This is a genomic window from Acetobacter tropicalis (assembly GCF_001580915.1).
Lineage (GTDB): Bacteria > Pseudomonadota > Alphaproteobacteria > Acetobacterales > Acetobacteraceae > Acetobacter > Acetobacter tropicalis.
Genome location: NZ_LHZQ01000217.1, coordinates 16,725 through 31,169 on the forward strand (window position 1 = coordinate 16,725; position 14,445 = coordinate 31,169).

The following is a 14,445-nucleotide window of genomic DNA, read 5'->3' on the forward strand; positions in this document are numbered from 1 at the left end:
CGCCCCGATGGGCAGGAAATCTGAGAAGTCTGATGAAGGGTTCGCAAACCCCCGTTCAGATTTTTCCGCGTGTTGACTTATCACTGCGTTATGCTTGTCACTCTGGCAGGGCCGAAGGGTGTTCGGCCCCTTCAGAGTATCAACGCGGCCCGGACATTGTTGATCACGGAAGACAGACAGGTGTTGTCCGGTTTTGCACATGACAGACTTTATACGGGCCAGTCGGACTACTTTGTGAAACGCTATCGCTTTAGCTGCGACCGGAAACGACCGTTCAGCGGCCTTTCCAGAGCCAGAGAATGAACAATGGCAGGAAGAAATAGGCCGCAACAGCCACAATCAAAATACGCAAAACGTAGGTAAGTTCTATGTGCAGACCAAACCGGCAGATGAGGTTGGCCAGACCAAGCGTACACCCTACGCACACAAAACCAAACAGATTGGCCAGAAAAGAGCGGCCATCATTCACTTGTTCCAGCTTTTCCAGAAAAGCAGAGCCTGACCTGTTTTGAGAGTTCATACGCTGTTCTTCCTTCTGGCTGAAAAGAAAGCGCATGGCTGCGGGAGCAGAAAACGCCACCCCGCAGACAACACGCCTTGAAAAACCAGATCAGAAGGTGGTCAGGTTGCCCTGCTTCACCCTCTGATCTTGGCCCTATGCCTGACGGCGAGTGTCTTTATTGCGCCGGAGCAACAGGAGCCGTCGGAACCGTAGCGGGCTGCGAGGCTGTGGCAGGCACCGGAGCACCCGGCGCGGATGCTGCACCAGCGGCGGCGGCATTCGCTGCGTCCTGAGCGGCTTCCGTTTTTTCGTTCAGGATGATGTAGGAGATGGATTCCATACGGGTGATATCAATCACATCACCCACCTTCAGGGTTTTCAGGAAATCCTGCATGGCCTGCGTGCGCAGAACAGCAACGTGGGAGGCATCATCATCCGTGGTGAACGTCACGGTGTGGGTGGGCAGATCAATGGTATTAATCTTGGCGCGTTCGCGGCGGAAGGACGCAATCACACCACGCGGATGGCCATGCACATAGCCGCGTGCGGTAGTAAGCGTGGATTCCGGCAGGGGGCTGCCGGGAGGAGCCAGATCAGCACCGAGGGTTTCCACAAAGGAAATGCTCAGCTTGTCGCCTGCGTTCACATGCGGCAGATCACGCACGGCGGAGCCATATTCAATGGTGATCAGATGCCCGTTGGCTTCACGCAGCAGCAGTTCACGCGCATCATGGTCCACGGTTTCAACCACGGCCTTGGCAGACTGGTGTTTGAGAAGCACAGAAGCCTGCGCATGCGCTTCTGATGGCAGACCGGCAACCACTCCACCCAAGGCGAGGGCGCATACCGCCGCAGAACCGGCAGCCAGAGAAGCAAGACGAGAAACAACAGGATGCAACGCCCTTATCCTTTCTGAAATCAGTCTGAAGAACGCGGGGCTTCAGACAGCAGTTATTCGGGTAATCTGATACAGCGCTTCCACCATAACACAACCCGCCACCTTCGCATTGCTCTGCCTCAAGAAGCGGGTTTCTGCGGGAAAACACGCTCAGGCCCCGCGCCCCCTTCGGAACGCCAGGGCCGCCGTCTGTGCCCGCAGCCTCCGCCGGTAGCGTTTTTTCTAAAAAATCCCGAGGCAAACCGCCTGCTCACGCCCCGACTATTTTCTTCACCTCATTAATCACCTGAGCGCCCGTAATCAGCCGGGAGCATTCAAACTGGCGAGGCGTGTTTTCATGCCGGGGGCACCACAGGAAATTGTGATGATCAAACCGCACCCTCACATCGTTCCAGCAGGAATTGCAGGTATGCCAGTTTATGACGCGGTAAGGGGTTGAGAACTCATTGTTCGGGTGGGTGAAGCCGGAAATCAGCACAACCTGCGTGCCAGCCGCCCATGCCAACCACGCCAGGCCTGAGCTGGTGCCAATAAAGGCGGCAGCATGCCGCAACCAACGCGCCCGCTCGCTCAGGGGGCGATTACCCGTCTGATCTTCCGCGCCATGGGGAATATGATTCCACATAATACCGGCTCCGTGCACCGGCTTCTGGTCAATGCAGATCACGCGGTATCCTTTCCCTTTCAGGAAAGAAATCACTTCACTCCAGCCGGTGGGGTTGTTCCAGTATTTGCACTGCGTGCTGGCCTGCACGGCAATACAGACATACGGCTCGGGGATCGGCCTGCTCTCATCCTCCAACGTCAGACGCGCGGCTTCCTCATCGGGCGGGACACCCAGAATATAGGCGGCGGTGCGATGCAGGCCCACAAAACGGAAATCCGTTGGCTGCTGGATACATTCTACATCATCAAAAAAAAGACCGATGCAGTAGATGGCATACGCCTTCTCGCACACGCCTTCCTTTCGGGCTTCCTCCGGTGTCATCAACCGCAGATTGGGATAAGCGTCTTTCAGCAAGGGGAGAATCAGGCCTGACAGCAGGCACGTCACGCGCGCGCCGTGTTGCTTGGCAAAACGTGAGACATAGGGAAACCACGCAAGCGTATCCCCCAACGTGCCCACGGGCAACTGAATGACCACATCCCGATCCCGGGCATCATATTCATGCTGGAAAACGAGGGTTTCCTCGCCTGTCGCACTGATATCCACCACTTCCAGACCAAAACGCACGAAGTAGCGCTTGGCAGACGAAATGAAGGCCCTTGTGTTTTCATTCAGGAAAAGAATGTTCGCCGTATCAAGATCCCGCAACGTGATCCGCCATTTACCTTCCTGCCGCTGCGGCAGAAGAATACGCGCGCCACAATTGAAATCGTAGAAAATACCGTTTCCGGCATCCAGAGCCGGTTTTTCGGCAGGTGCTACATAGGCGGGAGGCGCTTTGGCTTTTTCGTCCGGAGCGCTTCCTTGCGTCTGGGAGGCAGAGGAAACGATACCGTTTGGCTGCCCAGGTAAACCCTGTTGAATAGGTTGGGGTGTCGTCACGTCTTTCTCCAGAACATAGACTTGCAAACCACGCTTTTCTTCAGGCGCCAGGCGAACATCCATCAGGAGGGAGGCGGAAAATCCCTTATACAAAAAAACCCGCCCGGTTTCCCGATGCGGGTTTTTTGTAATCCTACCTTATCTTGCAACAAGGTCAGGCCATTTTTAGCCGCAGCACTTCTTCTTGCGGAAGAAATACACCACAGACGCAATCAGCCCAACCAGCAGCAGGCCGCGTACGCAGGGAGATTTGGGGCATTTTGACAAACACTTTGCCATATCAGACTATCCTTGCATTCTTTTTGCCTTCCAGAGGTCTGGAACGCTGGAAGGCAGAGTATCCCATAAACCCCGTGCCGTCATGCCACCAGAAGCATATTCCTGCTCTGTCACATGCCAGAGGCGCGCAACCTGCCCCTCTGGCCACCCCATATGAACCCGACACAGAACGGGAAAACAGGAAGCAGCTTTACACCACCAGAATGGTACTGCCCGTAGTCTTGCGAGATTCCAGCGCAACATGGGCACGAGCGGCATCCGCCAACGCAAATTTCTGGCCAATGCTGGGCTTGAGCACGCCTTTTGCCAGCAGATCAAACAAAACGCTGGCCGAAGCCTGCAGCTCTTCCGGCTTGGCAATATAAGCCCCAAGAGAAGGCCGGGTCAGGTAAAGGCTGCCATGGGCGGCCAATGTACCAACATCCACCCCCGTAACCGGGCCGGACGCATTGCCATAGCTGACCATCAGCCCACGTGGCGCCAGACAGTTCAGGCTGGCTTCAAACGTATCCCGGCCAATGCTGTCATACACCACGGGCACCATGGCGCCTTCTGTCAGGTCCCGCACACGGTCGGCCAGGTGATCAGTGCCCACCAGCACGTCCGCCGCCCCGCAGGATTTAGCCAGTTCTGCCTTTTCCGGTGTAGAAGTTACACCAATGACATGCGCCCCAAGGTGCCTGCCCCACTGGCATAGCAACTGCCCCACGCCCCCGGCGGCGGCATACACCAGAATAGACTGGCCTTTTTTGACATCATACACCTGCCGCAACAGCATATGAGCGGAAAGCCCGCGCAACGTAATGGCGGCGGCGGTTTCAAAACTCACAGCCTCTGGCAGAGCCACAAGCCGGTCCGCCGCGATAGTGCGGTAGCGGGCATAACTGCCCAGTACGCCAGCATAAGCCACCCGCATACCGGGGGAGACGCTGTTCACGCCCTCGCCCACGGCTTCTACCACCCCGGCCCCTTCCATACCTGGAACGGCAGGAAAGGAGGGATATTTGTACAGGCCGGAGCGGAAATACGTATCAATGAAGTTCACGCCTATGGCCTCCTGCCGCAGCAGCACCTCCCCCTTTGCAGGTTTGGGCACAGGCAGGGTTTCAGCCTGAAGCACTTCCGGGCCACCCGTTTTGTGAACCCGTATCACCGTATTGGTTTCAGTCACCATAACCATCAGACTCCTGTGTTATGCACGCGCGGCAATGCGCCATCCTGCCAGAAAAACGCAGAAGGAGCGCAAACAATCACATGAGAAAAAGAAGCCCGGCTCCCCCTACACCGCTGCTGCCTGTGCGGAGGACTCAGGAGCGATCCGCGTCATCTTCTCCCAGAAGGCGGATAAGGGAGATCAGGTCCGTGCGCAGAATATGCACGGCAAAGCGGATGATCTCATCATCAATCCCCTCTTCCGTGGGCAGGGCGGTAATCACCCCGGCGGCCACGCGGTATTCCTCACCAGAGCGGGTCACAGCCTCGCTCTCGCACCGGATGATAATCCACTCAAAGCCGCGCATCATGCCAGCGCTCAGGGCTGCCGCTGTCTCACGGGAAACGGTCGTGTTTTGCCCGCCAGCCCGCAGAATGGCGCGGGCCACCACCAGCGTATCCATCTGCAACTGACGCAATGCCTTGGGCAAAGCCGCCAGCATGGGGTCACGCTGTTCAAGGGGCCGCCAGCGCTCGCGCCGGGCTTCCTCAACCGCAGCCTGCACCTTGCGCAAGGCGGCTGCGCCCTCATCATTCAGGTCCTGAATACCCAGCCAGTCAATGTCCCTGTTACGGGCGTGGTCAAGAATATCCACAATCTTGCGCACGGTGGCCGCCGCATTGCGGAAGGCATCCCGCCGGGCCTGCTCATGCAGCACAACATAAGAAACCAGCATGGAGACGCCCACGCCAATCAGAATGGACAGCACACGCTCCACAGGCCGCAGATAAGGATCATCCTGCGTGGGGAAGAGTGTTGCGATCATGAGCGTGACCACCGCCATGCGCGTGTTGGGCCGCCAGGAGGCAAGCACCGCCAACGGCACGAACGCAACCGCGAACGATTGCCACAACGGCCAGTGGAACATCAGCAGGGTAATAGGCAGAATGCTGACAGTCGCGCCAATCAGCGTGCCCACCATCTGGTAACGCCCGCTGGAGAGCGTTTCCGTAATGCTGCTCTGGGTGACAATCACGGATGTGATCAGCGCCCAGCCCGGTTCCTGAAGGTTGGTCAGCCACGCCACCAGCCCGGAAAGTCCGACTGAAACCAGCAGCCGGATGGTCTGCCGCGCCGTGGGATTATTCAGCCACGGCGCGGCAAAAAGAAATGACGCCATACGCGGAGGACCTAAACCTTACGGCTCAAGGCGTATCATCACCCGTCAACGGGAAAGGAACCCAGCGCAGGCCATCGGCATCATGCACCAGAAGCAGGATGGATTTCTTCTTGGCTTTCTGCGCTGCCTCTATCCGTTTTTTCAGATCTGCCGGGCTGATGACTTCCGCCTGCTGCACTTCCGTCACCACATCGCCTTCCTTCAGGCCACGGTCAGACGCAAGACCACCATCCTTGACGGAGGTAACCACCACACCTTTCTGGGCGGCGGGCAAATTGTATTTCTGGCGCGCAGCCGCATCCAGCGCGCCCACGGCAAACCCGAGCGTGGACAGGCTGACTTCTGCACTGCTTTTGGTGGCGGGAGCCGGTTTCTTTTCCGGCTCAGCCGCGGGCTCGGGCAACGCGCCAATGGTCACGGGCACATCAATGGTCTTGCCATGACGCCACACACCCAGATGCGCCACCGTGCCAACCGGCAACTGGGCGGAAAGCCGGGGCAGCGCTTTGCCTTCAATGGGGTGGCCATCAAGGGATTGAATAACATCACCCGTCTGCAACTTGGCTTTAGCGGCGGGGCCATCCTTTTCCACCCCGGCCACCAGCGCGCCACGGGCGGGGGTCAGGTTCAGGCCATCGGCAATGTCCTGCGTCACGTTCTGGATGCGTACCCCCAGCCAGCCACGGGAGACTTTGCCGGTCTTGCGCAGTTGCTCGATAATGCCCTGTGCCTCACTGGCCGGAATGGAGAACCCGATCCCGACAGAGCCGCCGGAGGGCGAATAGATGGCGGTGTTCACGCCAATCACATTGCCATCCATATCAAACAGCGGACCACCGGAGTTACCCTTGTTGATGGGCGCATCCGTCTGGATGAAATCATCATACGGGCCCTGATCAATATTCCGCCCGCGTGAGGAAATGATCCCCGCCGTCACCGTGCCGGAAAGGCCGAACGGGTTGCCAATCGCCAGCACCCAGTCCCCCACGCGGCGTTTGTCACTATCGCCAAAATGCACGGCGGGCAGCGGCTTCTTGCTATCCACTTTCAGCAGGGCCAGATCGGTCCGGTCATCATGCCCCACGGCACGGGCAGTCAGCACCGTATTGTCCTGCAAGGTGACGGTAATCTTGTCCGCATGGCGGATCACATGGTTGTTGGTCACAATGTAACCGGCGGGATCAATAATAAAGCCGGACCCCAGCGCCTGCATGCGGCGCGGCGGCGCGTCCGGGCTGTTCTGCCGGTTCATGAAATCATGAAAAAACTTCTCGAACGGGGAGCCCTGCGGAAAATTGGGCATTTGGGGAAGCTGGTCTTCTCCATCGCCGTCCTCATCATCGTCATCATCGCCGCTCTTGACCGTCTGGGTTGTGGAAACATTCACAACCGCAGGCAGCAGGCGGGCAGCAAGATCTGCAAAGCTGTCTGGCACCCCACGCGCCACGCCCGCCACGGCGGAAGGTGCTGCGGGAGCAGGTGCCGGCACACTGGCTGGCACGGCAGCAGACCCTGCGGCCCATGCGGAGGCCGAGCCGGAAACCCCGGCCAGCAGCAGGCAGGAGAGAGAACCGGCGCAAAGGAGATGAACGGGCAGACGCATGGGCGAAGTCACTCTCAATAGTCAGAAAAACAGAGCAGAGTATTGCTCTATCGCACGATCACGGCGGAACGTCAGCCTGTTTCACAAAAGCGGCCAGAGCACGGCAGAGGGCGCCACATTCTCAAGAAAACGCTGGTGAGAGTCTGTTTGAAGGGGCAGCAGATAACGCTGGCGGCGAATGTCTCAGACTGACACGGCATGTTTGCAAGCATACCGAGAAAGCAGGACGTGAAAATCCACCACCTTCTCTTCACACAAAATCTTGCCAAACCGCCCTGACAGGCTTTCCAAACGGCCTCTCAGGCCAGCACTCCCCTGCCACGCACCCCCCTCATCCCGGCGGGAACCTGTGGCTCTATGGCTCTATGGCTCTATGGCTCTATGGCTCTATGGCTCTATGGCTCGGGTCTGCGCCATACCGGCGAGCGTCAAGACCCAGTCCGCCACCGCCTGCCCCAGCAGCCGGTATCCGAAATCATACATATGTACCCCATCAGGCGACAGATCCTCCCGCCCTACGCCAAGCTCTTTTCCCCACGCATGCATGCGGGCCAGACGGGGGAACACAGGCAGATGCAACGCCTGCCCCATGGCATGCACCGCCGCCTGAAACGCTGGGGCGGCAGGACATTCATCCAGCAGGCGGCACCATTGCAGGTCCATCAGCGCAACATCCGCGCCAGTGGCACAGATTGTCTGCAAATCCTGCCGGGTCATGTCCTCAAAGCGGGATAAGGGCACGCCGGTCAACGGATCATTCACACCGCCCTGCCAGATCACCAGATCGGGCTGATCAGCCAGAACAGCGGGCAACCGGGCCTGCATTTCCGCCGCTCCCTGCCCGCCAATACCGCGATTGATCACCGTAAGGCCGCCAGAAGCGTATGGCCGGATGCAGGTTTCAAACACCCCGGCATAGCTGGTGGCGGGTGAGGAAGCCCCCACGCCTTCTGTTGTGGACGAACCGAAGAGCGTCACCCGCAGCGGCTCCGCCGCCAGCAGCTTTTGACGGACACGAGGCAAGCGCACCGCTGCTATCCCTTCCTCGCTAGGGGAAGCGCCGCCGGAAAACGCCACCTGATCTCTGTGAGACGCTTCATGCGCTGAGCCTCCGGGTTTTCCCGCGCCCAGACCGGAAACACCACCAGAGCGGCCTTGCGCATCCCTTTTGGTATCCGGGCTCGTCTGCTCCTTCGCCTGCCCGACGGCATCTCCGGCAGGCAGCCCGTCTCTATGGTTCTCATGCTGCGCCATCAGATCTGTCCCTTCTTCTCGCGTCTTATGTCTGCCCCATCCTCAGACGTATCTGCTCCTGTTGCTGTCTATATCTGCACAGCCTTCAGTTCAGCCCCTTTCTGGTGCGGCATTTCCCGCCTGATGTGTGGGACCGTCTGCGCGCATCGTGCTTCAGGCTTTGGCAGCGGCCAATTTCTTGGCTTTGCGGTAATTATCCAGCCATGCAGCCAATGCGAACAGAATGCTCAATCCGGTCACGTTCACCACCACCTGCAACAGCCAGCCATCGCCAAAGGTGTTGAAAATCAGCCGCGCATACAGATCAAGCAGCGTACCCACCACAAAGATTTCCAGAGAATGACGGCCTACGCGGGCCAGCAACTGTCCGGTTGTGGAGTCCGCTGCCCATTTACGGGCCCTGGGGGAAGACTGCACCAGATAGAAAATAGCCATCACATCCAGCAATCGGAACGGAGACAGCCAGCTTTTTTCCGGCATGATCATGCTGCCAAAGGGCCGCAGGTCCGGCAGGTGCCATTGTGCCCACGGAAACGCCTGCAGGGCGGAGAAGACCAGATACAGGATGCAACAGCCTGCCAGCAGGTCCAACCGTGGAAAATCCGCGCCTCGCCGCTCTGTCTCCGCCGAGGCCGAAACCCCCAGCGCAAACAGGAACTGCCATGCAAACGGATTGAAATACCAGCCGTCCGGGTCCAGCCAGTTGGGAAAGTTCAGGCCGGGGTCCAGATTGACCAGCATCCACAACGCCCCGGAGAGCAGCAACGCCAGAGAACGATGCACCCGCATGAGCAGGTAAAACACCGGAAAGCCCCCCAGCAGCACAATATAAAGCGGTAGAATGTTCAGGTTGCTGGGCAGCGCATCAAACATCATGACACGCCACACCCAGTTGAGCCCGTGCGCCAGTTCAGGCTCCAGAAAATCCACGGGCACAGGCGTATAATGCCGCCACATACGGATGCTGAGCACGGACACCACCACCATCAGGGTCTGCCCGATATAAAGCTGCACACACCGGCGGAAAATGCGCTTGAGGCACCCCACGGTGCCATATTTTCGGAACCCGCGCCCGTAGGCCAGCCAGGATGCATATCCTGCCAGCAGCACGAACACCTCCGCCGCATCGGCAAAGCCGATATTACGCATGGTGAAGCGGTTGAGCAGGCTTTGAGGAATGTGATCCACAAACATCATCAGCAAAGCCACACCGCGCATGGCGTCAATCCGGTGATCCCGCCCAGCACTTATTCCTGATGCGGGGCGGGCTGGTTTGATGGCCGGTGCTGCTGGTGTCTGCTCTGCGCCCTGAGTGTCCGGCTGTGCAGTCATGGTAAGGAAGCTGGCCCCTTTAATGCGGATCATGATAAAGCCAGTATGGTCAGGTGGCCTTTCTTCCTGCCTTCTTTACGCGTTCTGCCTTGCAGAACAAAGCGCCAAAGCCACTTTATCCCCTTGACGGACCCTGCGCGTTGCTGTTGCCAACACGGCACGCACCGCTTCTTGTTGCAGATCAGGACAAAACCATTGGCACAGACTCCCTCCTCGCCTCATCATGATGACATCGCCCGGGTTCTGGATTCGGTGTGCAGCCCGCAGACTGGCCATTCCCTGCTGGCCGTTGGAAAATTTGAGGGGTTCCGGCTGGAACAGGGCAAGCTGTCCGTGGCACTTGCCGTTGACCGCGAGCAGGCCCAGCACCTTGCCCCTTTGTGTGATGAAGCCGCCACACGCCTGAAAACGCTGCCCGGCGTGCAGGACGCCACGGTTATCCTGACCGCGCATCGCCCCGCTGCACCACCCAAGCCCGCTGCCCCCCGCGGCGCAGCGGCCGGCGGCCACCGACCCTTTGGCGGCACCCCGCCAGAACCGAACGCGCCCGTGCTGCCCGGTGTCAAAGCCGTTATTGCCGTGGCCTCCGGCAAGGGTGGTGTTGGCAAATCCACCACCGCCACCAATCTGGCCGTAGGGCTGGCGCAGGAAGGGCTGAGCGTGGGGCTGATGGATGCGGATATTCACGGCCCCTCCCTTCACCGCATGCTGGGTGCGGCGGGCAAGCCAGAAGTGATCAATGGTCGCCTTCAACCTATTCCGGTCTGGGGAATCCGCGCGGTGTCCATCGGTATGCTGGTGGAAGAAAAGCAGGCCATGATCTGGCGTGGCCCCATGGTGATGGGGGCCATCACCCAGTTTCTGACAGATGTGGACTGGGGCACACTGGATGTTCTGGTGGTGGACATGCCGCCCGGCACGGGGGATGCCCAGCTTTCCCTGATGCAGAAGGTGCCGCTGGCCGGGGCCGTTATTGTCTCCACCCCGCAGGACATTGCCCTGATTGACGCCCGGCGCGGCGTGAGCATGTTTGAGAAAATGAAGGTGCCCGTTCTGGGGCTGGTTGAGAACATGTCCTATTTCTGCTGCCCCAATTGCGGGCACAATACGGAACTGTTCGGCCATGGCGGGGCCCGGAAGGAAGCCGAAGCCATGGGTGTGCCATTTCTGGGCGAAGTGCCCCTGCTGGCCGCTATCCGCGCCAGTGGCGATGAAGGCGCTCCCATTGTCGCCAGCGCACCGGAGAGCGAAGCCGCTCAGGCCTTCCGCCGCATTGCCCGCACCACAGCACAGGCGCTGCAACAGCAGACAGCCTCCACGCCCGCCTGATTATCAGACGACGGAGCGAGGTCGCTTTCCAGCGAGAAGAGGCCTCCTCCCATAGAGCGGGTGGCCTAAAAATCCGTCTGGAGGCAGGCAACTCGCTCCGGCCTCTGCCCCACCTCTTGGTGGCGTTGAAGAGACTATTACAAAAGGTGCCAGCGAGAGCTAGCTCGGCCTTTTGCGGGCGGACAAGGCTAAGGCAAAAGGCACCAGAAGATATTTTCAACTGCCTTTTAAAACCGCCTCATGACCCTGCTGTGCCCCTTAAAGGTTGCCGTTACAGCCCCCCACAAGGAGCACGGCGGCTTATTTCTTGGTCCCGCTCTTTTTCTTGGCAGGGTCCTTGTCAAAAAAGGCGCGGCATTTCGGGCTGAGCTTGTCTTTCTTCTTTTGCATGCAGGCCGTAATTTTTTCCTCATTGGGAATAAAGAGGCCACAAAGCTTGATGGCATCCCCCTTGCAGGCGGCGGTCTGTTTTTCCCGCGTGGTTTCCGCATGAGCGGGAGCCATCAGCCCCACGGCAGCCGTGGCGGAGAGAGCCAGACAGAACTTATGAAAAGCCTTACGTTTCAAAATAAACATTCCTCTAATTCCCTGAGTCGGAAATGGTCTGTGCAACATGCCATGATAGAAGCAAACACCATGACATCTCTTCAAATAAGAGAGAAAGTCCAGCACCAGTTGCACCCCCAAGCCCACATGGCAAACATGTGACTGGTGCAGACACGAAAAAGGAGAACGCAAAGTCCGTTTTTGTTTCGTATTATAATTCCGCTTCCATTTAAACACACTTGACATAGTGATTACATTCCATTCAATCATCACCTCTTGTTATATCCCTTTTTCGTTCTTCAGCTTTCAGGTGCGGCACATTATGTCTTTTTCCGCTCTTTCCCGCCGGTCTGCTCTGGCCCTGTTGGGCAGTGCGCCTTTTCTGGGCCGTGCCGCATATGCCGCCGCACCCCAGACCCTGCGCGTTGGCATCATGTCTGGTGAGGATGAGGATATCTGGCGCATTGTAACGGAAAACGCGGCCAAAGCGGGCCTGACCCTCAAGATCACCACGTTTTCCGACTATAACGGCCCGAATGAAGCCCTGTTCGAGCATGAACTGGATGCCAATGCCTTCCAGCACGGCCCGTTTCTGGCAGCGCAGAACAGCGCCAGCAATTTCCATATCGTGCCGGTGGGCAATACCTATTTTGCCCCCATCGGGCTGTATGCCACCCGTTGGAAATCCGTGGCCGACCTGCCCAAAAACGCCACCATTGGCGTGCCGAATGACCCCAGTAATGAGGGCCGCGCCCTCAAGCTGCTGCAGACATTGGGGCTGATCAAGGTGTCAGATAGCGCGGGCCTGACACCCACAGCACTGGATATTACGGAGAACCCGCGCAACATCACCATTCGGGAACTGGATGCTGGTGTGGTGGGCCGCGCCCTGCCTGATCTGGATGCGGCAGTGGTCAACACGGAATGGGCCAGAAAAGCCGGTATTGATGTTGAAAAGCAGCGTATTGGGCAGGAATCCCTGCAAAACAACCCTTACGTGTGCTTCATTGCCGTGAACGAGGCTGACCATACCGCGCCATGGGTTGCACCGCTGGTTGCGGCCTATCAGCAACCCAATGTGCGGCAGGCTCTGCTGGATGTGTATCATGGGGCCATTGTTCCGGCGTGGTCATGACACTCCTTCAGGTCGAGCATGTCAGCCGTGCCTTTGGTGCGCAAACAGCCTTGCAGGACATCAGCTTTTCCGTTTCCAAAGGGGATAGTGTCGGCATTATCGGGCGGTCAGGTGCTGGCAAATCCACCCTGCTGCGGTGCCTGAACGGGCTGGAGCGCCCCCAGTCCGGCCGTATCCTGCTTGAGGGCGAAGACCTCGCCACTCTGCCCGAAGACCGTCTGGTGACACTACGCCGCCGGATTGGCGTGGTGTTTCAGCACTTCAACCTTCTTAATGCCCGCACGGTGGCCGCCAATGTGGCGTTGCCGCTTGAAATTGCTGGTGTCGCCAAGGAACAGCGTACCCGCCGCGTGGCCGAACTGCTGGAACTGGTTGGGCTGGCTGATCACGCCCGCAAATATCCGGCCCTGCTCTCCGGCGGGCAGAAGCAGCGTGTCGGCATTGCCCGTGCCTTAGCAGCCAACCCAAGCCTGCTGCTGTGTGATGAAGCGACCTCCGCGCTGGACCCGGAGACCACAGCCTCCATTCTGGCGCTGCTGGCGGATATCAACCGCACGCTGGGCCTGACCATTGTGTTCATCACGCATGAAATGGATGTGGTGCGGCAACTGGCCCACCATGTGCTGGTGCTGGATAAAGGCCGCATTGTCGCCCGAGGCACACCAGCGGATATTCTGGACGCCTCTGAACAGACATCCGAACCCGCCCTGCCAGCAGGTTTTTCCACCATTCACACGCCCAACGCCCAGACGGTGCTGAGGCTTGGCCTGAGCACACAGGATCTGGTGAGCCAGTTGCTTGCCCAACTTGCCCACCAGCACCAGACCAACGCCACGGTTCTGGCCACGCAGATTCGCGCACACCAGAGCGTGCCTGAACTGGACGTGCTTGTGCAGATTGCCAACCCATCTGAAGAAAGCCTGACTTTTCTGAAAAATGCGAGCCAGTCCGTGGAGGTGGTAGGGTATGTCCCGGCTGATTCTTGAGCTTCTGCTACAGGCGACAGGCCAGACGCTGGAAATGGTGCTGGCTTCTGGTCTGATCGCCGTGGCAGGCGGCCTGCCGCTGGCTGTGCTTATGGTGCTGACAGGCCCCTCCGGCCTCTGCCGCATGCCATTGCTGGCCCGCATTCTTGGGTTGATGATTGACGCCGTGCGGGCTGTGCCGTTCATTATTCTGCTGGTGCTGCTTATTCCCGTAACGCGGCTGATTGCGGGCACAGCACTGGGCACCACGGCGGCCATTGTGCCGCTCTCCATTGCGGCCATTCCCTATTTTGCCCGCATTGCCGAGGTCTCGCTGCGCGAAGTGGACCCCGGACTGATAGACGCCGTGCGCGCCATGGGCGGCACACGCTGGATGGTGGTGCGCTATGTACTGTTGCCTGAAAGCCTGCCCAGTCTGATCTCCGGTTTTACCGTCACACTGGTCACGCTGGTTGGCGCTTCCGCCATGGCCGGTGTTATCGGCGCAGGTGGGTTGGGAGATCTGGCCATCCGCTACGGGTACCAGCGCTTCAATACACCTGTCATGCTGGGAGTGGTGGCTGTGCTGATTGTGCTGGTGACGGGGCTACAGGGCGTAGGCAATCTGCTCTCCCGCCGCCTGCGGCATGGGGCAGCCACGCACGCGGCGTAACACCACCTGGCAGGGATACTGAAAATCCATATTTGCGAAATACAGTT

13 protein-coding genes are annotated in these 14,445 nt (G+C 58.8%); 4 read left to right on the forward strand and 9 right to left on the reverse strand.

The genetic code is table 11. From position 1 onward, the window contains the following. Nucleotides 1–274: 274 nt before the first annotated feature. The 8 genes from AD944_RS12285 to AD944_RS12320 all read right to left on the reverse strand — a co-directional run bounded on the left by AD944_RS12285 (nt 275) and on the right by AD944_RS12320 (nt 9,783). A complete protein-coding gene (locus tag AD944_RS12285; protein WP_006559571.1) occupies nt 275–520 on the reverse strand; it encodes a hypothetical protein in 246 nt (81 codons plus the stop codon). 157 nt (nt 521–677) lie between these two features. Beyond that, entirely contained in the window at nt 678–1,400 is a 723-nt protein-coding gene (locus tag AD944_RS12290; protein WP_045542622.1) for a hypothetical protein, read from the reverse strand. A 250-nt stretch (nt 1,401–1,650) separates the two neighbouring features. After that, a complete protein-coding gene (locus tag AD944_RS12295) occupies nt 1,651–2,898 on the reverse strand; it encodes an autotransporter strand-loop-strand O-heptosyltransferase (protein ID WP_145912849.1) in 1,248 nt (415 codons plus the stop codon). Between the two features lie 520 nt (nt 2,899–3,418). Beyond that, nucleotides 3,419–4,408, reverse strand: a complete 990-nt coding sequence (locus AD944_RS12300; RefSeq protein WP_082741251.1) for a quinone oxidoreductase family protein — start codon at nt 4,406–4,408, stop codon at nt 3,419–3,421. Between the two features lie 127 nt (nt 4,409–4,535). Further along, complete coding sequence (locus AD944_RS12305) at nt 4,536–5,561, reverse strand: FUSC family protein (RefSeq protein WP_045542621.1); 1,026 nt, start codon at nt 5,559–5,561, stop codon at nt 4,536–4,538. Between the two features lie 25 nt (nt 5,562–5,586). Beyond that, nucleotides 5,587–7,164 (reverse strand): DegQ family serine endoprotease, encoded by a 1,578-nt coding sequence (locus AD944_RS12310; RefSeq protein WP_045542620.1) that lies wholly within the window; start codon nt 7,162–7,164, stop codon nt 5,587–5,589. Nucleotides 7,165–7,551: 387 nt separating this feature from the next. Next, nucleotides 7,552–8,418, reverse strand: a complete 867-nt coding sequence (locus tag AD944_RS12315) for an SGNH/GDSL hydrolase family protein (protein ID WP_082741250.1) — start codon at nt 8,416–8,418, stop codon at nt 7,552–7,554. 153 nt (nt 8,419–8,571) lie between these two features. Further along, a complete protein-coding gene (locus AD944_RS12320) occupies nt 8,572–9,783 on the reverse strand; it encodes an OpgC family protein (RefSeq protein WP_081939048.1) in 1,212 nt (403 codons plus the stop codon). Nucleotides 9,784–9,945: 162 nt separating this feature from the next. Here AD944_RS12320 and AD944_RS12325 point away from each other — a divergent pair, with 162 nt between their 5' ends. Beyond that, nucleotides 9,946–11,079, forward strand: coding sequence for an Mrp/NBP35 family ATP-binding protein (locus AD944_RS12325; RefSeq protein ID WP_045542619.1), 1,134 nt, complete (start codon nt 9,946–9,948; stop codon nt 11,077–11,079). A gap of 300 nt (nt 11,080–11,379) precedes the next feature. On the opposite strand, the gene AD944_RS12330 is transcribed toward AD944_RS12325, so the two are convergent. Further along, a complete protein-coding gene (locus AD944_RS12330) occupies nt 11,380–11,655 on the reverse strand; it encodes a hypothetical protein (protein WP_045542618.1) in 276 nt (91 codons plus the stop codon). Between the two features lie 292 nt (nt 11,656–11,947). On the opposite strand from AD944_RS12330, the gene AD944_RS12335 reads away from it, so the two are divergent. Genes AD944_RS12335 through AD944_RS12345 form a run of 3 tightly spaced genes read left to right on the forward strand, consistent with a single transcriptional unit; the run spans nt 11,948 to nt 14,398 of the window. Beyond that, on the forward strand, nt 11,948–12,760 hold the full coding sequence (locus AD944_RS12335) for a MetQ/NlpA family ABC transporter substrate-binding protein (protein WP_006560177.1): 813 nt from the start codon (nt 11,948–11,950) through the stop codon (nt 12,758–12,760). Next, on the forward strand, nt 12,757–13,746 hold the full coding sequence (locus AD944_RS12340) for a methionine ABC transporter ATP-binding protein (RefSeq protein ID WP_045542617.1): 990 nt from the start codon (nt 12,757–12,759) through the stop codon (nt 13,744–13,746). The genes AD944_RS12335 and AD944_RS12340 overlap by 4 nt, the downstream gene beginning before the upstream one ends. Further along, complete coding sequence (locus AD944_RS12345) at nt 13,727–14,398, forward strand: methionine ABC transporter permease (protein ID WP_045542616.1); 672 nt, start codon at nt 13,727–13,729, stop codon at nt 14,396–14,398. Before AD944_RS12340 ends, AD944_RS12345 begins: the two co-directional genes overlap by 20 nt. Nucleotides 14,399–14,445: the final 47 nt, after the last annotated feature.

Excerpts from the sequence above, each read along its gene's own strand:
- AD944_RS12300 (WP_082741251.1), bottom strand. The coding sequence starts at position 4,408 with ATGGTTATGGTGACTGAAACCAATACGGTGATACGGGTTCACAAAACG.
- AD944_RS12345 (WP_045542616.1), top strand. The coding sequence starts at position 13,727 with ATGTCCCGGCTGATTCTTGAGCTTCTGCTACAGGCGACAGGCCAGACG.
- AD944_RS12305 (WP_045542621.1), bottom strand. The coding sequence starts at position 5,561 with ATGGCGTCATTTCTTTTTGCCGCGCCGTGGCTGAATAATCCCACGGCG.
- AD944_RS12335 (WP_006560177.1), top strand. The coding sequence starts at position 11,948 with ATGTCTTTTTCCGCTCTTTCCCGCCGGTCTGCTCTGGCCCTGTTGGGC.
- AD944_RS12340 (WP_045542617.1), top strand. The coding sequence starts at position 12,757 with ATGACACTCCTTCAGGTCGAGCATGTCAGCCGTGCCTTTGGTGCGCAA.
- AD944_RS12330 (WP_045542618.1), bottom strand. The coding sequence starts at position 11,655 with ATGTTTATTTTGAAACGTAAGGCTTTTCATAAGTTCTGTCTGGCTCTC.
- AD944_RS12285 (WP_006559571.1), bottom strand. The coding sequence starts at position 520 with ATGAACTCTCAAAACAGGTCAGGCTCTGCTTTTCTGGAAAAGCTGGAA.
- AD944_RS12320 (WP_081939048.1), bottom strand. The coding sequence starts at position 9,783 with ATGATCCGCATTAAAGGGGCCAGCTTCCTTACCATGACTGCACAGCCG.
- AD944_RS12315 (WP_082741250.1), bottom strand. The coding sequence starts at position 8,418 with ATGGCGCAGCATGAGAACCATAGAGACGGGCTGCCTGCCGGAGATGCC.
- AD944_RS12310 (WP_045542620.1), bottom strand. The coding sequence starts at position 7,164 with ATGCGTCTGCCCGTTCATCTCCTTTGCGCCGGTTCTCTCTCCTGCCTG.